This window comes from Klebsiella sp. R390, from assembly GCF_051131745.1.
Taxonomy (GTDB): domain Bacteria; phylum Pseudomonadota; class Gammaproteobacteria; order Enterobacterales; family Enterobacteriaceae; genus Klebsiella.
This window is the reverse complement of the sequence record NZ_CP180445.1, coordinates 5,154,869-5,174,048: the sequence shown is the minus strand read 5'-3', so window position 1 is coordinate 5,174,048 and position 19,180 is coordinate 5,154,869. Positions and strand designations below refer to the sequence as shown.

The window sequence follows — 19,180 nt, the reverse complement described above, 5'->3', positions numbered from 1 at the left end:
ATAACGACATCATCTTGTCTAGCGAATGACATTTCTCTCACTTATCCGTCAGGTATGCGTATGCAACAATATGACTCAACCGCGGTTCGCTCATTGACGTTTCACGACGTACTGGCCCGCGAAGACTGGCAAAACCAGACCATCACCCACCTGAATCGCTTAACGGCCCACCCGACTTTTGCCAGCTGGCGTACGGTTGCCGATGCGCGGGATAACCGCGCCTCCGGGCGCCGTCGTCTGCTCGATGGTCAGTGGCAGTTCTCCTACTCCCATAGCCCGTTCGCTGTCGATCCTCAGTGGATCGAGCAGGATCTGGCGGATAGCCGCAGTACGCCGGTGCCGTCAAACTGGCAGATGGAGGGCTACGACGCGCCGATCTACACCAACGTTCGCTACCCTATCGACACCACCCCGCCGCGGGTCCCGGAAGAGAACCCAACCGGCTGCTACTCCCTGAATTTTACCCTCGACCCGCAGTGGCAGGCCGAAGGTCAGACCCAGGTGATTTTCGACGGCGTGAACTCGGCCTTTCACCTGTGGTGCAACGGCGAATGGGTGGGCTACTCCCAGGACAGCCGTCTGCCTGCCGCATTCGACCTGACTCCTTATCTGAAAACAGGCAATAACCGTCTGTGCGTAATGGTTGTGCGCTGGAGCGCCGGAACCTGGCTGGAAGACCAGGATATGTGGCGAATGAGCGGGATCTTCCGCTCGGTCTGGCTGCTGAACAAACCGCAGCAGCATTTGAGCGACGTCCAGCTCACCCCGCAACTGGATGCCCTGTACCGCGAGGGGGAGCTGCTGGTGAACCTGACCATGAGCGCGCCTGCCGGCACCCTGGACGAACTGGTGGCCGAGGTCAGCCTGTGGGATGGCGAGCAGCTGGTTGCCAGCGTGCGCCAGCAGCCGGGTTCACAGGTGATTGATGAGCGCGGCAATTATGCTGAACGCGCCCGACTGCGCCTGCCGGTCGATCGCCCGGCCCTGTGGAGCGCCGAAACGCCGCACTGCTATCGCGCGGTGGTGGCGCTGTGGCGCGGCGATGCCCTGCTGGAAGCCGAAGCCTGGGATATCGGTTTTCGCCGGGTGGAGATTAACAACGGCCTGTTACTGCTGAACGGCAAACCGCTGCTGATCCGCGGGGTCAACCGCCATGAGCATCACCACCAGCGCGGCCAGGTGGTCACCGAAGCGGATATGCTGCAGGACATTCTGCTGATGAAGCAGAATAACTTTAACGCCGTACGTTGCTCACATTATCCCAACGCCTCGCGCTGGTATGAGCTGTGCAACCGCTACGGTCTGTACGTGGTCGATGAAGCCAATATCGAAACCCACGGCATGGTGCCGATGAACCGCCTCTCCGACGACCCGGCGTGGCTCCCGGCCTTCAGCGCCCGCGTCAGCCGGATGCTGCAATGCAACCGCAATCATCCGTCGATCATTATCTGGTCGCTGGGCAATGAATCCGGCGGCGGGTCAAACCATGAAGCGATGTACCACTGGCTAAAGCGCCAGGATCCGACGCGCCCGGTGCAGTACGAAGGCGGCGGTGCCGACAGCACCACCACCGATATCATCTGCCCGATGTACGCCCGCGTTGAGTATGACCAGCCGATCCCGGCGGTGCCGAAATGGGGCATTAAAAAGTGGATCAGCCTGCCCGGCGAACAGCGCCCGCTGATCCTCTGCGAATATGCGCACGCCATGGGCAACAGCCTCGGTAACTTCGCCGATTACTGGCAGGCCTTCCGGGACTATCCGCGCCTGCAGGGCGGTTTTATCTGGGACTGGGCCGATCAGGCGATCGAAAAAACCTTCGATGACGGCACCACCGGCTGGGCCTACGGCGGTGATTTTGGCGATAAACCCAACGATCGCCAGTTCTGCATGAACGGGCTGGTCTTCCCGGACCGCCGTCCGCACCCTTCGCTGATTGAAGCAAAGCATGCCCAGCAATATTTCCAGTTCGCTGTGCTGGAACAATCTCCGCTGCGGATCAGCGTGGAGAGCGAATACCTGTTCCGCACGACGGACAATGAACAGCTGCACTGGCAGGTGCAATGCGCTGGCGAAACCGTTGCCAGCGGAATCCTCGCCCTGAACCTTGCCCCGCAGGCCCACGGCGAACTCACTCTCTGTGAGCAACTGACGCTACCGACTGGTGCGAAAGAGGTGTGGCTGATGCTCGAAGTGTGCCAGCCGCAGGCGACCGCCTGGTCTGACGCCGGACACCGGGTGGCCTGGGGGCAGTTCGCTCTCGCCGCACCGCTGGCTTTACCCGCGCCAACCGCCGACGGCCCGGCGCCTGAGCTGGCCATTGCTGACCAGACCTTTACCGTCAGCTACGGCTCACGGCAATGGGTTATCGATCGCCAGAGCGGTCTGTTAAGCCACTGGCTGGTCGAGGGCAAAGAGCAGTTGCTGACGCCGCTGTGCGATCAGTTCGTCCGTGCCCCGCTGGACAATGACATTGGCGTCAGCGAAGTGGAACGCATCGATCCTAACGCCTGGGTTGAGCGCTGGAAAAGCGCCGGTCTTTACCAGCTGGAAAGACGCTGCGTGCACTGCGAGGCACAACGTCTGGATCACGAGATCATCGTCGACAGCCGCTGGCACTATCTGCGCGGAGACGAAGTGGTCATCGTCAGCCAGTGGCGTATGAGCTTCGACAGCACCGGCCAGCTGCAGCTGGCGGTGAGTGGCGAGCGCGCTGGTACTCTGCCGCCGCTGCCGCGCGTAGGTCTGCATTTCCAGGTCGCCGACCAACAAACGCCGGTTTCATGGCTCGGCTATGGGCCGCATGAAAACTACCCGGACCGTAAAAGCAGCGCCTGCTTCGCCCGCTGGCAGCTTCCGCTGGAGGAGATGAGCACGCCGTACATCTTCCCGACGGAGAACGGCCTGCGCTGTGACAACAAGGCCCTGGACTGGGGACGCTGGCACGTTGCGGGCAAGCGCTTCCACTTCTCGGTTCAGCCTTACAGCACCACCCAGTTAATGGAGACCGACCACTGGCACCGGATGACGCCAGAAAGCGGCGTCTGGATCACCCTGGACGGCCAGCATATGGGCGTCGGTGGGGATGATTCCTGGACACCGAGCGTGCTGCAGCAGTGGCTGCTGCTCGAGACACAATGGCAGTATCAGCTAACGATTTATTTCCAGTAAAACGATAACGGGGGGCTGCGGCCCCTCATAATAAAAACAGTGATACCGGCATCATTCAGGATGGTTTTAGGCGGAAATCAGCGAAGTCTCATACGAGATGAAGCTCAGGGACGGATGGGTTACTGTACGAAGCGGCACGCCGCTAACGGCGCAGTAACTGGAATGATGGTGACGAGTATAATAACAACGGAACATCTCTATGAAATTCTCTGAACTGGCGCCACGAGAACGGCATAATTATATCTATTTCCTGCTGTTCTTTTTCTTTTACTACTTCATTATGTCGGCCTATTTTCCCTTTTTCCCGGTATGGCTGGCGGACGTTAACCATTTAACCAAGACCGAAACCGGGATCGTCTTCTCCTCTATTTCGCTGTTCGCCATTATCTGCCAACCGATATTTGGCCTGATTTCTGACAAGCTCGGCCTGCGTAAACACCTGCTGTGGACCATCACGGTATTATTAATTCTGTTCGCGCCGTTCTTTATCTTTGTGTTCTCGCCGCTGCTGCAGATGAATATTATCGCCGGATCGCTGGTGGGCGGACTTTATCTGGGGATTGTTTTCTCCAGCGGTTCCGGTGCGGTGGAGGCCTATATCGAGCGCGTCAGTCGTGCCAACCGCTTTGAATACGGCAAGGTGCGGGTTGCCGGCTGCGTCGGCTGGGCGCTTTGCGCTTCCATCACCGGCATCCTGTTCGGCATCGATCCCAATATCACCTTCTGGATTGCCTCCGGCTTTGCGCTGATACTGGGGGTATTACTGTGGTTTTCCCGTCCGGAAAGCAGCAACAGCGCCCAGGTAATGGATGCCTTAGGTGCCAACCGTCAGGCCTTTTCCCTGCGCGTCGCGGCAGAACTGCTGCGGATGCCGCGTTTCTGGGGGTTTATTATCTACGTGGTGGGTGTTGCCAGCGTCTATGACGTCTTCGACCAGCAGTTTGCCAACTTCTTTAAAGGTTTTTTCGCCGACCCACAGCGCGGCACCGAAGTGTTTGGCTTTGTCACCACCGGTGGAGAATTACTGAATGCGCTGATTATGTTTTGCGCCCCCGCTATCGTAAACCGCATCGGGGCGAAAAACGCGCTGCTGACCGCCGGGATTATCATGTCGGTGCGCATTCTCGGATCGTCGTTTGCCACCTCGGCGGTCGAAGTGGTGATATTAAAAATGCTGCATATGTTTGAAGTACCGTTCCTGCTGGTCGGGACCTTTAAATATATCTCGTCAGCCTTTAACCCGAAACTGTCCGCCACCCTGTTCCTGATTGGCTTTAACTTATCGAAGCAGCTCTCTGGCGTGGTGCTGTCTGCGTGGGTGGGCCGGATGTACGATACCGTCGGATTCCATCAGGCATACCTGATTCTGGGGTCGATTACGTTAGGGTTCACGGTGCTCTCGCTGTTCACCCTGAAAGGCAGTAAAACCCTGCTGCCTGCTACCGGCTATAACAACGCGGCGTAGGTCGCAGACCGGCGGCCCGTTGCGATTAACGGGCCGACCGATTGGCCCAGCCGGGTTCAGCAAAGAGACTTTTTCATGCCTCTGCTCAGCGCCACTCGTTTGAGCTTGTCAGCGTCATCGTGGGACTCACTGAACACACCAAAAAAGTAGCGTTCGTCATCAATCGTTTGCGATACGATCCGATAGCTCAGCGGCTGCCCGGATTTTGCACCATACTGCGCAGCGGTAACGGACAGCTCTGTCGCATTATCGGCGACGCTGACCAGCAGGCCATCAGCCCTTCCCCCCACCAGCATGACCTTAATTAACGGGTCCACCATGTTCCTCCTGGATGGGTCAATAAGTAATGTGTGATTACCGACATCGTAGAACATTTACGCTACCTTCAGTATATTCTTATAGTTCATACCAGCCTGAAATAAAAAAGTGCTTTTTATACCTTAAATCATTCGAGTGCTTCCAGGCGGCAAGGCCGTAAACCCCCAGGCGTTTACTCAGGTAAGTGATACTGAGCTAAGCCTTAATTATTGCTGGTAAAAGCTGGCGAATGATGAAGGAAAAAAGAGAAATTGTGAATCTTCATAAGTCTTATTTATCATGATTTCCGTTGCCCTGCCGCAGCCACTTCAGCCTCAGCGAACCCTCACAATAAGACCCAAGGAAATCCCCCAAGATGCGCCATAGTCGCTTTGCCCTGCTCCCGTTACTCGCCGCGCTGGCCCTGCCTGCCTGGGCCCACGAGTCCACCATCAGCCGCGTTAAAACCGCCGAAAGCCAACTGCAGGGCCGGGTTGGCTATGCTGAGCTGGATTTGTCCACCGGACGTTTACTGGCGGGCTACCGTGCGGATCAACGCTTTCCGATGATGAGCACTTTTAAAGTGTTGCTCTGTGGTGCAGTGCTGGCACGGGTCGACCGCGGCGAGGAACAGCTCGATCGCCGGATCCACTACCGCCAGCAGGATCTGGTGGAATATTCACCGCAAACGGAAAAGCACCTCGACGATGGACTTACCGTGGGTGAACTCTGTGCCGCCGCTATTACCCTGAGCGACAACACCGCAGCAAACCTGCTGCTGACCGCCGTCGGCGGCCCGCAGGGCTTAACCGCGTTTCTACGCCGCAGCGGCGATCAAACGTCACGGCTCGACCGTTGGGAGCCGGAGCTTAACGCCGCCGTGCCGGGCGACGTGCGCGATACCACCACCCCACAGGCGATGGCCACCACCCTGCGCCATCTGTTAACCGGCAGCGTGCTTTCCGCCACGTCGCGACAGCAGTTGCAACGCTGGATGGTCGATGACCAGGTCGCTGGCCCTCTGCTGCGCGCGGCGCTGCCGTCTGGCTGGTTTATCGCCGATAAAACCGGGGCCGGACAGCGCGGTTCACGCGGCATTATCGCCGCCCTCGGCCCGGACGGGAAACCGTCACGTATCGTGGTGATTTACCTCACCGACACCGACGCCACCATGGCGGCGCGCAATCAGCAAATTGCGGAGATTGGCGCCACGCTGGTCGAGAACTGGTCGGCAACGCCGTAGCGGCTAGCCAGACCGCAGGTGGTCCGGGCATAAAAAAGCCTCGCGATGCGAGGCCAGTCCGGTCAGCTGCGGCGAGGTTAGTCTTCCTCGTAACCTTCAAGGGCATCCTGGATGGCGTCCGCCAGCGAAGCGACTTCCTGCGCCACGTTGCGTAAATCCATCTGGCTACGAATACCGGAATTAGCGGTCGACGAAGAGACCGCTGCTTTCGAAATCTCCAATGCGGCCTGAACAGCAAGAAGACGCTTATGCTTTTCGATAGCCGTATCGCCGCTATCACCATCTAACTGAAAGTATTTATCTAACATCTCGGTTCCTTCTCAGCCATTTCATTGTCGAAGGCCATATTCTGGTCTAAACGGGCGAAAATAAACAGCTAAAAAAATATTAATTACAAAGAGTTAACTTTTCATAATCCGCAAAACAGCCAGGCCCCCGCTATTTCTCGCCGGTGACCTGTTCAGATGACGGTTTACGCGCTCAACCCGCGGTTCTCCAGCATCGGCTCAATCTTAGGGTCGTGCCCGCGCCACTGGCGATAAAGTTCAGCTAAATCAGTGCTGTTGCCGCGGGACAGAATTGCTTCGCGGAAGCGCTGACCGTTTTCGCGGGTTAAACCACCCTGCTCCACAAACCACTGATAGCCGTCGTCGGCCAGCATCTGGGTCCACAGATAGGCGTAATAGCCTGCCGCGTAGCCGCCGCCGAAGATATGCGAGAAATAACTGCTGCGATAGCGCGGTGGCACCGCCGCAAGGTCCATATGTTCCTCGCCTAATGCCTGCGCTTCGAAGGCATCGACATCCAGCGGCAGATCCGCCGACGTGAGGCGATGCCAGTGCATATCCAGCAGCGCCGCCGCCAGCAGCTCGCTCATGTCATAGCCTTTGTTAAACTTCGCGGCCCGCAGCATGCTTTCCCGCAGCGCATCCGGCATCGCCTCGCCGGTCTGGTAATGCCGCGCATAGCGGGCGAACACCTGCGGCTCGCTGGCCCAGTGCTCAAAGATCTGCGACGGAAACTCGACAAAATCGCGAGGCGTATTGGTGCCCGACAGACTGGCGTAACGCTGGCTGGCAAACAGCCCGTGCAGCGCGTGGCCGAACTCATGGAACAAGGTGATGACATCATCCCATGACAGCAGCGCACTGTGGCCGGCCTTGGGCTTCTGATAGTTGCAAACGTTGTAGATCACCGGGTGCTGGGCCAACAGCGTCGATTGTTCGACGAAAACGTCCATCCACGCCCCGCCGCTTTTCGAATCTCGCGAAAAATAGTCGCCGTAGAACAGTGCAATTCCTTCGCCGTTGGCATCAAAGATTTCCCAGACCCGCACATCCGGGTGATACACCGGGATATCAAAACGTTCGACGAAGCGCAGGCCGAACAGCTGCGAAGCGGTCCAGAACACGCCGTCCTGCAGGATGCGGTCGAGCGCAAAATAGGGTTTTAGCTGTGACTCATCGATGGCAAAGCGGGCGCGGCGCACCTGCTCGGCGTAGTAATGCCAGTCCCATGCCTCGGCGGTAAAACCGCCTCCCTGATGGTCAATGACCTGCTGGATATCTGCCAGCTCCTGTTCCGCTCTTGCCCGCGCGGCCGGGGCTATCCGGCGCATAAAGGCCAATGCGGCCTCCGGCGTCCCCGCCATCTGATCGGCCATCGACCAGCTGGCATAATCCGTCACGCCCAGCAGTTCGGCTTTGCGCGCGCGGATCTCCGCCAGACGCAGTACCAGTTCGCGGGTATCATTAGCATCGCCCTTCTGGTTACGCTGCCAGCCGGCGGCAAACAGCTTTTCACGGGTCTGGCGCTCGCGTAACGCCAGCAGCGCCGGTTGCTGGGTGGTATTTACCAACGGCAGCAGCCAGCGGTCGTTTAATCCTTTATCGCGCGCAGCCTCGGCGGCTTCGGCGATCTCATCGTCGCTAAGTCCCGCTAACTGATGGCGGTCATCCAGCACCAGACCGCCGGATTTCACCGCCGCTAACAGCCGCTGCTGGAACTGGCTTTGCAGCGCCGCGGCCTCGGTATTCAGGGCGCGCAGCGCGGTTTTTTGCTCGGGTGCCAGCGTCGCGCCCGCCAGGGTAAAGCGTTGCCACGTCACCTCCAGCAGCCGCCGGGATTCGTCATCGAGGCTCAGGGTATCGCGTTGCAGCCAAACCTGCTGTACACGCTGGAACAGCGCATCGTTCAGCCAGATATCGTTGCCCAGCCCGGCCAGTTCAGCGGAAAACTGCTCATCAAGCGCCTGCAGCGTCGGGTTGGTATGCGCTCCGGCCATGGCAAAAAAGACCCGGGTGACGCGCGTCAGCAACTGCCCGCTTTGCTCAAGCGCCACCAGCGTGTTGGCGAAATCTGCCGGTGCGGGATTATTCACAATCGCGGCAATCTCATCGCGCTGACGCCGAACCCCTTCATCAAAGGCCGGACGATAGTGCGTATCGTCAATCAGATCAAAACGCGGCGCCTGATAAGGCAGCAGGCTCATGCTCAAGAAAGGGTTGTTTTCGGCCATTCTCATCTCCTGGACTCGGTTATCCAGTTAGATTAGGCAACGTGTTGATTAACCGCAATGATTTCCCGACGTTCAGGCGGTCAGTGCAGATTCAGAGCACAAAATAGAGCACAAAAGCGATCATCACCGCACCGGTGACGCCAAGAATATCGAGTCCGGTACGGGTTATGGTCGCATGAGTCGCAATGCTCTCTTCTTCATCCCATTCATTCATCTGTTCAATCTCCTTTCATCAAAAGCCCCACCGCAGCGGGCAGGTGCAATAGGGAATCCCCATCAAAAATGGCAGCCCAGCGGGCGCGGCGCGCAGAATAACAACCGGCAAAATACCGCGATGATCAATTGATGCCATGGATACCGCTCAGTTTATTTTTCGACAAATTCACCCGAAAATAGCCCTCTGGCGTGGGCTTTATCCACCTTTTGGCGCTATCGCAATGCCCTGTTTTGAAAACGTATTGCTCGCGCGCTGAAGGTAGACGCGGTTTTCTTTTGTCGCTACAGTGCTTAGGCACAGGATCTATCATCATTACTTAATTTTTTTCCGGATAACGACCTTGTACGGTTAGATCATTCCGGGGATAAATGTAATGAAAAACATTAAGTAAGATGATATTGCCAGCCCTCTTCCGCTGTGCGTGTGGTTCAGGGCTTAATGAGAAATTGACAGGAGCGATAATGATTATTCTGGTTACCGGTGCAACCGCAGGTTTTGGTGAAAGTATGACTCGCCGTTTTATCGCCAACGGCCACAAAGTGATCGCCACCGGGCGTCGTGAAGAGCGACTGAAAACGTTGCAAGATGAGCTCGGCGATAGCCTTTACCCTGTGCAACTGGACGTCCGCAACCGCGCCGCCATCGAAGAGATGATTGCCGGGCTGCCGGCAGAGTGGCAGGCCATCGATGTACTGGTCAATAACGCGGGTCTGGCACTCGGCCTAGAGCCAGCGCACAGAGCCAGCGTCGAAGACTGGGAAGATATGATCGATACCAACAACAAAGGGCTGGTCTATATGACCCGTGCCGTTTTGCCGGGAATGGTCGAGCGTAACCGCGGTCATATCATCAATATCGGTTCCACTGCCGGTAGCTGGCCTTACGCCGGTGGTAACGTTTACGGGGCGACCAAAGCCTTCGTCCGTCAGTTCAGCCTCAACCTGCGTACCGATCTGCACGGCACGGCGATCCGCGTGACCGATGTTGAACCTGGCCTGGTTGGCGGCACCGAGTTTTCCAACGTGCGCTTTAAAGGTGATGATGCCAAAGCCGGTAAAACTTATGAAAATACCCAAGCGCTTACGCCAGAAGATGTCACCGAGGCGGTATGGTGGGTCGCAAACCTGCCTGCGCACGTCAACATCAACACCCTGGAAATGATGCCGGTAAGCCAGAGCTTTGCCGGTCTTAGCGTACATCGCGCAGGTTAAATCTCGCCACCCGGCCGCTTGACGGCCGGGTATGGGCTAACCGATAAAATACGCGTAAAATAACGCTTATAATCCACTAAAAGTAACCATCAATGGCCGCAGAATCGCAACTCAATCCGACACAGCCTGTAAACCAGCAAATTTACCGCATCCTTCGCAGTGATATCGTCCATTGTTTGATCCCTCCGGGAACCCCGCTGTCTGAGAAAGAAGTGTCTGTGCGCTTTAATGTTTCACGCCAGCCGGTGCGCGAGGCTTTTATCAAACTGGCCGAAAACGGCCTGATCCAGATTCGCCCGCAGCGCGGTAGCTACGTCAATAAGATCTCACTGTCGCAGGTCCGCAACGGTTGCTTCGTCCGCCAGGCTATCGAGTGTGCGGTAGTACGCCGTGCCGCCGGGATGATCACCGCCGAGCAGATCTACCAGCTTGAGCAAAATCTTACCCAGCAGCGTATCGCCGTTGAACGGCAGCAATTAAATGATTTCTTCCAGTTGGACGATGAATTTCATCAGAAGCTGTCGACGATTGCCGATTGCCAGCTCGCCTGGGATACGGTGGAGAATATCAAAGCGACGATTGACCGCGTGCGTTATATGAGCCTCGATCATGTCACGTCCCCGGAAATGCTCCTGCGCCAGCACCATGAAATATTCGAGGCGCTGGAAAAGCATGATGTCGAGGCGGTAGGCAAAGCAATGAACATCCACCTGCATGAAATTAGCGAATCAGTGCTGCTAATTCGTCAGGAAAATAGCGACTGGTTTAGCGAAGAATAATCGGTTCTGGCGGCAGCAGAGACAATATCACCGCTGCCGCTGGTTTTTGCCTAACGTACGACCAGCACCGGAATTCTGGCATAGCGCAGAATAGATTCGGCGTTCGAGCCAAGCAGATGGGTTGACAGCCCCGGCGTGCGGGAGCCTACAACAATCACATCGAACTCATCGACATTGCCGATCGCCACGATTTCATCACGCACGTTGCCAAACACCACCCGGGAGTGGATCCGCGAAGTGGGAATGGAGAACAGACGAGTCAGGCTCTTCATTTTCTTCTGCGACTCCTCCTCCATAAAGGCTTCGAACTTTTTAATATCGGCAGAAAAGCCACGCAAAATGGAACGACTGCTGTTGGGTAACACATTCAGTAAGGTAATTTCGCCTTCGTTCTGCGCTAAAAACTCTGCATGACGAACCGCTTTATCACTCAAATCCATTTCAAATACATCGACAGGTAATAAAATTCTTTTATACATAGTCGGCACTCCTTATCCAGAGGATATTTATTTTTTACTGCAGCCATCATGACACACTTATTTTAAACACAGCACAAATAAGCCACCCAACGGCCGAGATAATTGTCAAAATAAACCTCAGTTATATATAGTTAGCTCTGAATAACTAAAGATATGTATATTCAATGTCCTCGATCATATGATCGTCTGTTTACGATTATTTTTTGACTACGATGAGATGTGCGCATAAATACGTAGCACTCACATTCAGCTATAAGGAGGTATTTTCTGCGCGGTCAGATCGCATCACCCTGGATCCCACGCGCGGCTACCCAGGGCGATGTGGCTTATGTTAACGTTTCTTTCCAGCATCTTCGTACTGCAATCAGAAGGCGTGGATGCCCATCCGATATGCAACGTCCGTAAAAGCGGAAGAAAACATAGAGACGCCTAGTGTTTTTGCCATTGATGGTACTCACGTTTAATACGATGAGGGGCAGTTTCAGGCATCATGAAAAGTCCAATGACAGAAATGACGCCGAGGACGATAACGTAGGTTGCCAGCCCATAATAATGCCCACCGGTAACCTGAAGTATCTTCACCGCAAATAAACCAAGAATACCACCGCCAATCAGTGAACCCATCTGCCAGATCAGGGCAATACCGCTACAGCGGATATGCGTTGGGAATAATTCTGGGAAAAACGATGCTTGTGGGGCGTAGCACATGCTGTGCCCGAGGCTCAGTACCACAATCATAGCCAACTGGGTAATCCAAAAGCTGTTATGGTTGATGGCAAGGAAAAAGGGAACAATCATAATGGTGAGAATCAATGCACCCATGATATATACAGGCTTACGTCCAATTTTGTCACTTAACGCGCCCATAACAGGTATGGTAATAATTTCAAGAATGACGGCGACAATCATCGCTTCCATTAATATAGAGGCATCCAGATTATTGGCCTTGCCATACGCCAGAACAATTACGGTAAACATTCCAAAGGTACAAGCCTCAACCAGCTTCGCGCATACGCCTTTTACCACAATGCCCGGGAAATCACGTACAACTTCAATTAAAGGACGCGATTCTTCAGCCTTTGTTTCACGAATTTGCGCAAATACCGGGGACTCATCAATTTTCAGACGTATAAACAAGCCAACGATAACCAATAACAAACTCAGCAAGAACGGGATACGCCAGCCGTAGTCCATCATTGCTTCTGGCGTCAGAGTTGCATTCAGCAAGGTAAACAGTGCTAACGGGAGCAGGAAACCCACGGGGGCACCAATCTGGACCCAGCTTGCAAAAAATCCGCGTCGCGAAGGCTCTGCATATTCTGCCGTCATCAACACGGCCCCGGCCTGTTCACCACCCACGCCAAATCCTTGCAATATACGAATAAAGATAAGCAATGCCGGCGCCCAGATACCGATTTTCTCGTAAGTAGGCAAAATCCCAATGCAAAATGTTCCCAGACCGACAATTAATATCGTTATAACCAGCGCTTTCTTACGCCCGACTTTATCACCGATATGCCCGAAGACCATTCCGCCTAAAGGCCGGGCTAAAAAGCCGACAGCATAGGTTGCAAAAGCCGCTAGTGTGCTGATTAATGGATCGTCACTTGGGAAAAACAGATGACCAAAAAACAGAACCGCCGCCGTACCATAGGCAAAGAAATCATAATATTCAGCAGCAGTGCCAATCGCCGATGCTGAAGCAACACGGCGAATAACAGACTTACTATCTACATCATTTTTAATATCGACTGAACTAACCATCAGTATGCGCCTTATAAAAATATAGTCATAAATTAATATTGCTTTTGTACCACGACGCCATTTCTGGCAACCCGTCCCCCGCCAGTAAATAACAGGCCGTTAGTACGAAAAACGCCACATTACCCTTTTCAATTAAACCTCACCCCGGTAATCAGATTCAAAAACACTCATCCCCAGCAACTATTACCCTGTAAATGTTATGGCAGGAAAACATCATCAGCCTGAATATAATTGCGCGTCTTACTTTTGTCCCTTAGCATTTCCCCCTGGCAAAGATCGGGCCATTCCCAGCTACAGCGCAGCCATAAACGCCCTGTGCCAGAACAAAATTAAAGCATCAAGCCTACTACCATACAAGATCAATCATTAAAAAAGATGCCGTCGATCACATTATCAGGTGACTTAAAAGATGAATAAATTAAATATCGCTGACAGGGTCAGTCAGGACGCTTCAGGAAGACAAGCTTCAAGTGGGAAATAAATAATAAGGCATTATTGATAACGCTGCTAATGCCAGAATATATTCATATAAATTATTATATCAATGGGATACTTCTGGGGATGGCTGTGCGAGTGATAGACACATAGAGACTAAAAAATGGAGGGACAGCAAGACTCGCCCAGAATAACGGTATATTAACCGCGACGAACGTAGGGATGACTGCCAAAAAGGATTAATGCCGCCAGGCGCGGCGGCATCACAGACTAAAAAATGTTAGTGTGCCTGAACCCAGGCTTCGACGGTTGCTTTGGCGCCCTTCGCTTTTAGCGACAGCCACGCATGAGTGACCGCATCAACAAAACGCCCTTCCTGCGGCAAATCGCGACCAAAGATAGCTTCGATGCCCAGCAGCGCTTTTACCCGCTCCGGCCCTTCAACACTGCTCTGAACGGCTTGCTTAATCACCGGCAACAGCGGATCGCAAATCTCGATCGCCTGACCCTGCTCATCGACACCGCCGACATAGCGCATCCACCCTGCCACGCCCATCGCCAGCAGGGTAAAGTCGCTGCCCTGCGCCAGGTGCCAGCGAACCGAATCCAGCATTCTCTGAGGCAGTTTCTGGCTACCGTCCATGGCAATCTGCCAGGTACGGTGTTTCAGCGCCGGATTGGTGTAACGATCGATAAGAAGCCCGGCGTAGCGCTGCAGATCAACGCCCTGAACTTTCAGTGTCGGTGCCTGCTCACTGAGCATTAACGCCCGGGCCGCAAGACGATAATTTGGGTCCTGCATGCAGTCGTTGATGTGTTGATATCCGGCCAGATACCCGAGATACGCCAGGAAGGAGTGGCTGCCGTTGAGCATACGCAGCTTCATTTCTTCGAAAGGCAACACGTCGGCGACCAGTTCAGCACCCGCCTTTTCCCACTGCGGGCGGCCGGCAACAAAATTGTCCTCAATAACCCATTGACGGAATGGCTCGCACGCCACGCCGGCAGGATCGCGCACGCCGGTCAGTTGTTCGATTTTATCCAGCGTATCGGCAGTAACGGCCGGCACAATACGGTCAACCATAGTAGACGGGAACGTCACATTTTTAGTAATCCACGTCGCCAGCTCACCGTCGATGGCCCCCGCCAGCGCGCAGACCACATTACGCATCACGTGGCCGTTTTCCGGCATATTGTCACAGGACATCACGCTGAATGCCGGTAAGCCAGCGGCTTTACGGCGCGCTAGCGCTTCAACCACTACACCCGGCGCTGATTTTGGCTGATGCGGATTGCGGATATCGGCGGCAATCAGCGGATGATCTAACTGCAGTTCACCGGTGGCCGGTGAGTGGCAATAGCCTTTTTCGGTAATGGTGAGCGAGACAATTGCCACCTGAGGTTCACACAGCTTCGCCAGCACGCTTTCAAGACCGTCGACCTCGGCGTGCATCGCTTGTTTAACCACGCCAACCACCCGTGCGGTCCAGGCATCAGCCGACATTTCCGCAACGGTGTACATCAGATCCTGACGCTGCAGATCGGCAATCTGCTGCTCGCCGCCAATCAGGTTCACTTCGGTATAGCCCCAATCACTGCCATGCTCCGCAGCCAGGATATCGGCATAGACCGCCTGGTGCGCGCGGTGAAACGCGCCAAACCCCAGATGGACGATGCGCGACACCAGCGTGCTGCGGTCGTAAGAAGGAAGTGTTGCCTTGGCTGTTAAAAGCGTGTTTTCCATGGTGACTCTCATTTTTATGATTACTAATCAACCATTCTCGAGGAGAATGCCTCTGTGAGGTAAACCATCTCATGCAATTGGTATGACATCTTTGATTTTCATCAACTACCATACAAGAAGATTTTTAGCGCTCACTCTCTGGGGTCATACGTCTACCGTCATGAAAAAACCGAGTGGTTCCACGTGGCTTTTCCAGCAACGATCGGGCGGATTTTTGTTATCTGTTTGTCAGCCAACCCTGATTCAGCTTGAGGCATCATCCACAACAGCCGAATGCGCCTTCCGCTGACGAGTAAGGCTGAGTTGCCCCATATTTTCCTGACCCCTACGAATATCCGCTTAAAATTAAATCACCAGACTAACTACCATACAAGTATGACTCACAAAAAAGCTGTGCTTGATCACATTATCCTGCCGGGATCGCGCAGCAGCTGATCCGTCATTTTCCGACGGCAATATGGGGATGAGAATGAATAGTCAGCAGAACAGTAGGTAACGCAGCGCGTAAGAGACAGGCCGCCGATTAAGGCGATAGCGGCCCGTTGAGGTGATACCGGACGGTCAGGCACGTCCCCAGCCAGCGACGATGATCAGCATGCCGCACAGGGCCACCAGCGCCCCTGCCCAGTCATAATGGCTGAGCTTGACGCCATCGACAAAACGCAGCCACAACAGCGCGGTGCAGACATAAACCCCACCATATGCGGCATATACCCGCCCACTGGCGGCCGGGTGGAGAGTCAGTAGCCAGACAAACATCACCAGCGCCACGCCGGCGGGGAGCAGCACCAGCGGTGTCGCGCCACGCTTTAGCCATAGCCAGGGTAAATAGCACCCGATAATTTCACAGATCGCCGTCGCGAAGAAAAGCAGTGTTGTTTTGAACATAAAGACAGGTAAAGAGATTGGTTGGTTAGCCCATGTTACGCGATAATCCCCGGTGTCCGCACTCTTTTGTCGGGTATGCCGTCGATAGGAGATGTAGTAAACTTGAAGATGGCCGCAGGGCTATCACTCAAAGGAAATCGTGATGAAAATGACACAAAAAAAACGCTGGTGCCTGACGGCGATGCTGGCTGTCAGCGCCGTGGTGTTTACCGCGTCGTCTTTTGCGCAAACCAACAAGCTGGTGATTGAGTCCGGCGATAGCGCGCAAAGCCGTCAGCAGGCCACCATGGAAAAAGAGCAGTGGAACGACACCCGTTCACTGCGCCAGAAAGTCAATACCCGCACCGAGAAGGAGTGGGATAAGGCCGACGTCGCTTTTGATGCTCAGGATAACTGCCAGAAAAGCGCGAACGTAAATGCGTACTGGGAACCCAACACCCTACGCTGCCTCGATCGCCGCACCGGCCGTACTATCACACCTTAATCCATCACTCATGTCTGGCGCCTGCGGGCGCCCTGTTCGCCAATATCTACAGGAACCATCATGCCTGACGCTCATACCATTAAACTGCGGCCGCTGGAGCGCGAAGACCTACGCTTTGTCCATCAGCTTGATAACAATGCCAGCGTGATGCGCTACTGGTTTGAAGAGCCTTACGAAGCCTTCGTGGAGCTGTCCGATCTGTACGATAAACACATTCACGATCAGAGCGAACGCCGCTTTGTGATTGAATGCGACGGGGAAAAAGCCGGGCTGGTCGAGCTGGTCGAGATTAACCACGTCCACCGCCGCGCCGAGTTTCAGATAATCATTTCACCCGATTATCAGGGTAAAGGGCTGGCAACGCGGGCGGCGAAGCTGGCGATGGATTACGGCTTTACGGTCCTCAATCTGTACAAGTTGTATCTGATCGTCGACAGCGAAAATGAAAAAGCGATCCACATCTACCGCAAACTCGGGTTTATGGTCGAGGGCGAGCTTATTCATGAGTTTTTCATCAACGGCGAGTATCGCAATACCATTCGCATGTGTCTGTTCCAGCATCAGTACATCAGCGAACACCGCAGCCAGGGTCAGACGCTGCTGAAACCGACTGCTCAGTAATATTCGATGCTGTTTTTGATGGTGTATCGACGGGTCAATGGCGGCTGCACGCTATCGTCGATCACCTGAAGTTCACACTCCACCGGGTTATCATGGCGATCGTAATCGCAGGTTTGACGCACGCTCCCCAACTGCCGGTCATTGAAGGTGCTGGTCGCCGTGTAATCCAGTTTTTTACGCGGGTCAGACACCGGCGTGGAGAGCACCGTAAAACGCTCATCTTTCGCCACCGTGGTTTTCCCGGTTGGATAGCCTTCGCTGTCATAGTGGTAGGTTGCGGTGGTTTCTTTACCCCGCGCCGAGATCACAAAGCCGTTATCGTCCGTGTCCCAGACAATACCCGCAGACGGCAGCTCAGCCAGCTGGCATTTTCCCTGCAAACGCAGACGCTTCTCGCGGGTTCTGGCATCAAGATAAAAGTTGGCGTCCAGCAGCAGCGTCGCACCAGTTTTGTTTTCCCGGTCTTCAAAATCCAGCAGATCGAAACAGCCCTCGCTGGACATATGGGCGCTCACCCGCTTCACCACTTCGTTGTGCTCGTCGAAAAGCGTCTGGCTAAAATCCTTCACCGGCCCCCGTAGGGGGTCGAACTCAAACTCATTAGAAAAGCTCGCCATTTCCGGCGTAAATGCTTGCGGCGACGCCGGCTTATCACAGGCGCTCAGGACCATTACCGCCGATATCAGCAAAAACCGTTTGTTCACGCCAGATTCCTTTTGTGGAGATTACAATCATAGTAGCAAATACAATTGTTTACACCAGTTCTGCTATGCTTAAAACCAGATGAATTGAACAAAGGAGTCTATGATGAAACGCTCACCCTGGCTATGTGTGGTTCTGCTGCTGGGTTCAACCTCCGTGCTGGCTGCCCCCGATTCCTGCGAGCGCGTGAAAAACGATATCCAGCAAAAAATCGTCAACAACGGCGTGCCGGCGTCAGGCTTTAGCTTAGCGATCGTGCCGAACGACCAGCCTGACCAGCCCGGTACTCAGGTGGTTGGTCACTGCGCCAACGACACTTTCAAAATTACTTACACCCGTTCTTCTGGTGCCGAAAGCGACGCCCAGTAACACCCACGCATTTCAGGTGAAGGATATTCTCCCGGAGTTGACGCGGGATAATATCCTTCTTCCCCGCCTTGCGTATGATGGCTCCCCCGGATGGTCGAAAACACCGTTCGGCGCGTTTAGCCATGGGTTACAGGCCCGCGCCGCAGTAAGGAACCAGGAAACATGATGCAACCGCAATACCGCGACGCCGTCGCATTAAGCGCCCGCACGTTGGGTGCACTCTTTTCATTCCCGCCGGATAGCGAGCAGGCCGCCGCGCTGGTGAACGCCCTGCGCGACGGCAGCTGGCTGTCGCAGTGGCCCTTCCCGTTGACAAAGGTGCCGGTAGCCGGGTTTGCCCGCGAGAGCGATGAACCGCTCGCCGACGCCTGGCAGCGGCTGTTTATCGGGCCGTGGGCGCTGCCGGCACCGCCGTGGGGATCCGTGTGGCTGGATAGAGAGAACGTGCTGTTCGGTGATTCGACGCTGGCATTGCGCGAGTGGATGCGCGCTAACGGTATCGCTCACGCGGCGCAGAGTCAGGAGCCGGAAGATCACTTTGGCACGCTGCTGTTACTGGCGGCCTGGCTGTGCGAGTCCGGGCAGGACGAGGCATTTCATCAACTGCTTGCCTGGCATCTGCTTCCCTGGTCGGGGCGCTTTCTGGAGCAGTTTGTCGCCGGGGCTGAACATCCTTTTTACCAGACTCTCGGCCAGTTGACCCAGGCGACGTTGGCCGAATGGCAGACTCAGTTGCCGGTGGCTGTCGCCGATAAACCACTGTATCGCTAAGCGGTCGGCCATGTGGATATTC

General features: G+C 54.9%; 18 protein-coding genes. 9 read left to right on the top strand and 9 right to left on the bottom strand.

The genetic code is table 11. The features are described 5' to 3' along the window. Positions 1-60: 60 nt before the first annotated feature. Positions 61-3,171: a beta-galactosidase gene (locus ACMYSP_RS24215; RefSeq protein ID WP_434584587.1), complete on the top strand. Its 3,111-nt coding sequence runs from the start codon at positions 61-63 to the stop codon at positions 3,169-3,171. Between the two features lie 199 nt (positions 3,172-3,370). After that, entirely contained in the window at positions 3,371-4,636 is a 1,266-nt protein-coding gene (locus ACMYSP_RS24210) for an MFS transporter (protein ID WP_434584586.1), read from the top strand. Positions 4,637-4,692: 56 nt separating this feature from the next. On the opposite strand, the gene ACMYSP_RS24205 is transcribed toward ACMYSP_RS24210, so the two are convergent. Continuing rightward, positions 4,693-4,953, bottom strand: coding sequence for a hypothetical protein (locus ACMYSP_RS24205; RefSeq protein WP_174509397.1), 261 nt, complete (start codon positions 4,951-4,953; stop codon positions 4,693-4,695). Positions 4,954-5,309: 356 nt separating this feature from the next. Here ACMYSP_RS24205 and bla point away from each other — a divergent pair, with 356 nt between their 5' ends. Beyond that, positions 5,310-6,176, top strand: a complete 867-nt coding sequence (gene bla, locus ACMYSP_RS24200; RefSeq protein WP_434584585.1) for a PLA/ORN/TER family class A beta-lactamase — start codon at positions 5,310-5,312, stop codon at positions 6,174-6,176. A gap of 77 nt (positions 6,177-6,253) precedes the next feature. Here the strand turns inward: bla and ACMYSP_RS24195 are convergent, their stop codons facing one another. From ACMYSP_RS24195 to ACMYSP_RS24185, 3 genes are all read right to left on the bottom strand, one after another. Further along, positions 6,254-6,484: a hypothetical protein gene (locus tag ACMYSP_RS24195; protein ID WP_123754483.1), complete on the bottom strand. Its 231-nt coding sequence runs from the start codon at positions 6,482-6,484 to the stop codon at positions 6,254-6,256. 164 nt (positions 6,485-6,648) lie between these two features. Then, positions 6,649-8,694: a peptidyl-dipeptidase Dcp gene (gene dcp, locus ACMYSP_RS24190; RefSeq protein ID WP_434584584.1), complete on the bottom strand. Its 2,046-nt coding sequence runs from the start codon at positions 8,692-8,694 to the stop codon at positions 6,649-6,651. A gap of 91 nt (positions 8,695-8,785) precedes the next feature. Beyond that, positions 8,786-8,908, bottom strand: coding sequence for a hypothetical protein (locus ACMYSP_RS24185; protein WP_255417649.1), 123 nt, complete (start codon positions 8,906-8,908; stop codon positions 8,786-8,788). A gap of 464 nt (positions 8,909-9,372) precedes the next feature. Between ACMYSP_RS24185 and ydfG the strand changes: the two genes are divergently transcribed. Next, positions 9,373-10,122 carry a bifunctional NADP-dependent 3-hydroxy acid dehydrogenase/3-hydroxypropionate dehydrogenase YdfG gene (gene ydfG / locus ACMYSP_RS24180; protein WP_434584580.1) on the top strand — a complete coding sequence of 250 codons (750 nt, stop codon included), beginning with the start codon at positions 9,373-9,375 and terminating at the stop codon, positions 10,120-10,122. 92 nt (positions 10,123-10,214) lie between these two features. Further along, complete coding sequence (locus ACMYSP_RS24175; protein WP_434584579.1) at positions 10,215-10,901, top strand: GntR family transcriptional regulator; 687 nt, start codon at positions 10,215-10,217, stop codon at positions 10,899-10,901. 50 nt (positions 10,902-10,951) lie between these two features. Here the strand turns inward: ACMYSP_RS24175 and ACMYSP_RS24170 are convergent, their stop codons facing one another. From ACMYSP_RS24170 to ACMYSP_RS24155, 4 genes are all read right to left on the bottom strand, one after another. After that, positions 10,952-11,380: a universal stress protein gene (locus ACMYSP_RS24170; RefSeq protein WP_434584578.1), complete on the bottom strand. Its 429-nt coding sequence runs from the start codon at positions 11,378-11,380 to the stop codon at positions 10,952-10,954. A 429-nt stretch (positions 11,381-11,809) separates the two neighbouring features. Then, positions 11,810-13,144 carry an MFS transporter gene (locus ACMYSP_RS24165; protein ID WP_434584577.1) on the bottom strand — a complete coding sequence of 445 codons (1,335 nt, stop codon included), beginning with the start codon at positions 13,142-13,144 and terminating at the stop codon, positions 11,810-11,812. A 715-nt stretch (positions 13,145-13,859) separates the two neighbouring features. Next, positions 13,860-15,323, bottom strand: a complete 1,464-nt coding sequence (locus ACMYSP_RS24160) for a mannitol dehydrogenase family protein (protein WP_434584576.1) — start codon at positions 15,321-15,323, stop codon at positions 13,860-13,862. A 561-nt stretch (positions 15,324-15,884) separates the two neighbouring features. Continuing rightward, positions 15,885-16,211 (bottom strand): YnfA family protein, encoded by a 327-nt coding sequence (locus ACMYSP_RS24155; protein WP_434584575.1) that lies wholly within the window; start codon positions 16,209-16,211, stop codon positions 15,885-15,887. Positions 16,212-16,353: 142 nt separating this feature from the next. Between ACMYSP_RS24155 and ACMYSP_RS24150 the strand changes: the two genes are divergently transcribed. Together ACMYSP_RS24150 and speG are read left to right on the top strand one after the other, a co-directional pair. Continuing rightward, on the top strand, positions 16,354-16,695 hold the full coding sequence (locus ACMYSP_RS24150; RefSeq protein WP_434584574.1) for a DUF1283 family protein: 342 nt from the start codon (positions 16,354-16,356) through the stop codon (positions 16,693-16,695). Positions 16,696-16,755: 60 nt separating this feature from the next. Beyond that, complete coding sequence (gene speG, locus ACMYSP_RS24145) at positions 16,756-17,316, top strand: spermidine N1-acetyltransferase (protein WP_434584572.1); 561 nt, start codon at positions 16,756-16,758, stop codon at positions 17,314-17,316. Here speG and ACMYSP_RS24140 read toward each other — a convergent pair. Next, positions 17,310-17,987 carry a YnfC family lipoprotein gene (locus tag ACMYSP_RS24140; protein WP_434587299.1) on the bottom strand — a complete coding sequence of 226 codons (678 nt, stop codon included), beginning with the start codon at positions 17,985-17,987 and terminating at the stop codon, positions 17,310-17,312. The two genes, speG and ACMYSP_RS24140, sit on opposite strands and share 7 nt — an antisense overlap. A gap of 136 nt (positions 17,988-18,123) precedes the next feature. Here ACMYSP_RS24140 and ACMYSP_RS24135 point away from each other — a divergent pair, with 136 nt between their 5' ends. Together ACMYSP_RS24135 and dmsD are read left to right on the top strand one after the other, a co-directional pair. Continuing rightward, on the top strand, positions 18,124-18,387 hold the full coding sequence (locus ACMYSP_RS24135) for a DUF1161 domain-containing protein (protein ID WP_434587297.1): 264 nt from the start codon (positions 18,124-18,126) through the stop codon (positions 18,385-18,387). Positions 18,388-18,549: 162 nt separating this feature from the next. Then, positions 18,550-19,158 carry a Tat proofreading chaperone DmsD gene (gene dmsD / locus ACMYSP_RS24130; RefSeq protein WP_434584571.1) on the top strand — a complete coding sequence of 203 codons (609 nt, stop codon included), beginning with the start codon at positions 18,550-18,552 and terminating at the stop codon, positions 19,156-19,158. The last annotated feature ends 22 nt before the right edge of the window (positions 19,159-19,180 follow it).

Excerpts from the sequence above, each read along its gene's own strand:
- bla (WP_434584585.1), top strand. The coding sequence starts at position 5,310 with ATGCGCCATAGTCGCTTTGCCCTGCTCCCGTTACTCGCCGCGCTGGCC.
- ydfG (WP_434584580.1), top strand. The coding sequence starts at position 9,373 with ATGATTATTCTGGTTACCGGTGCAACCGCAGGTTTTGGTGAAAGTATG.
- ACMYSP_RS24165 (WP_434584577.1), bottom strand. The coding sequence starts at position 13,144 with ATGGTTAGTTCAGTCGATATTAAAAATGATGTAGATAGTAAGTCTGTT.
- ACMYSP_RS24170 (WP_434584578.1), bottom strand. The coding sequence starts at position 11,380 with ATGTATAAAAGAATTTTATTACCTGTCGATGTATTTGAAATGGATTTG.
- dmsD (WP_434584571.1), top strand. The coding sequence starts at position 18,550 with ATGATGCAACCGCAATACCGCGACGCCGTCGCATTAAGCGCCCGCACG.
- ACMYSP_RS24210 (WP_434584586.1), top strand. The coding sequence starts at position 3,371 with ATGAAATTCTCTGAACTGGCGCCACGAGAACGGCATAATTATATCTAT.
- ACMYSP_RS24215 (WP_434584587.1), top strand. The coding sequence starts at position 61 with ATGCAACAATATGACTCAACCGCGGTTCGCTCATTGACGTTTCACGAC.
- ACMYSP_RS24140 (WP_434587299.1), bottom strand. The coding sequence starts at position 17,987 with ATGGTCCTGAGCGCCTGTGATAAGCCGGCGTCGCCGCAAGCATTTACG.
- ACMYSP_RS24155 (WP_434584575.1), bottom strand. The coding sequence starts at position 16,211 with ATGTTCAAAACAACACTGCTTTTCTTCGCGACGGCGATCTGTGAAATT.
- speG (WP_434584572.1), top strand. The coding sequence starts at position 16,756 with ATGCCTGACGCTCATACCATTAAACTGCGGCCGCTGGAGCGCGAAGAC.
- ACMYSP_RS24135 (WP_434587297.1), top strand. The coding sequence starts at position 18,124 with ATGAAACGCTCACCCTGGCTATGTGTGGTTCTGCTGCTGGGTTCAACC.
- ACMYSP_RS24160 (WP_434584576.1), bottom strand. The coding sequence starts at position 15,323 with ATGGAAAACACGCTTTTAACAGCCAAGGCAACACTTCCTTCTTACGAC.
- ACMYSP_RS24175 (WP_434584579.1), top strand. The coding sequence starts at position 10,215 with ATGGCCGCAGAATCGCAACTCAATCCGACACAGCCTGTAAACCAGCAA.
- ACMYSP_RS24195 (WP_123754483.1), bottom strand. The coding sequence starts at position 6,484 with ATGTTAGATAAATACTTTCAGTTAGATGGTGATAGCGGCGATACGGCT.
- dcp (WP_434584584.1), bottom strand. The coding sequence starts at position 8,694 with ATGGCCGAAAACAACCCTTTCTTGAGCATGAGCCTGCTGCCTTATCAG.
- ACMYSP_RS24185 (WP_255417649.1), bottom strand. The coding sequence starts at position 8,908 with ATGAATGAATGGGATGAAGAAGAGAGCATTGCGACTCATGCGACCATA.
- ACMYSP_RS24150 (WP_434584574.1), top strand. The coding sequence starts at position 16,354 with ATGAAAATGACACAAAAAAAACGCTGGTGCCTGACGGCGATGCTGGCT.